Origin of the sequence: Hymenobacter sp. IS2118 (assembly GCF_000715495.1) — a bacterium.
In the GTDB taxonomy this organism is placed as follows: domain Bacteria; phylum Bacteroidota; class Bacteroidia; order Cytophagales; family Hymenobacteraceae; genus Hymenobacter.
In genome coordinates this window covers 1-300 of record NZ_JNLX01000016.1, presented here as the reverse complement: position 1 = coordinate 300, position 300 = coordinate 1, and the positions used below count along the sequence as shown (strand labels likewise).

Sequence of the window (300 nt, the reverse complement as noted above, 5' to 3'; positions counted from 1 at the left end):
TCAAGGCGGCAGCCTGTTGGTAGACCTCGAATTGCCCTAAAAAAACCAGCTTCTCCTGGAGGTAGGGGCTGATGCCAAACCCGTTTGGGTGCACGCTAAAGGCCTCACTATTAGCTACTTGGATTTGGCCAAAGCGCGTCATCATCTTTTTTTTACGCCGGTCGGCTGGCACGGAGCCCATGTTGCGCTCCAACACTTGACGGCCCAATTCCAGCCAGATGGCTTCAAACGACTTCTCGTAATCGTAGAAAGTCGGCGCGGTCCCGAGGGCCTGCAAATCGTTGTATTTTTGCTCGGCCA

General features: G+C 54.0%; 1 pseudogene. It reads right to left on the bottom strand.

The features are described 5' to 3' along the window. Positions 1-300, bottom strand: a pseudogene (locus GM79_RS01005) (ISLre2 family transposase); the annotation flags it as partial.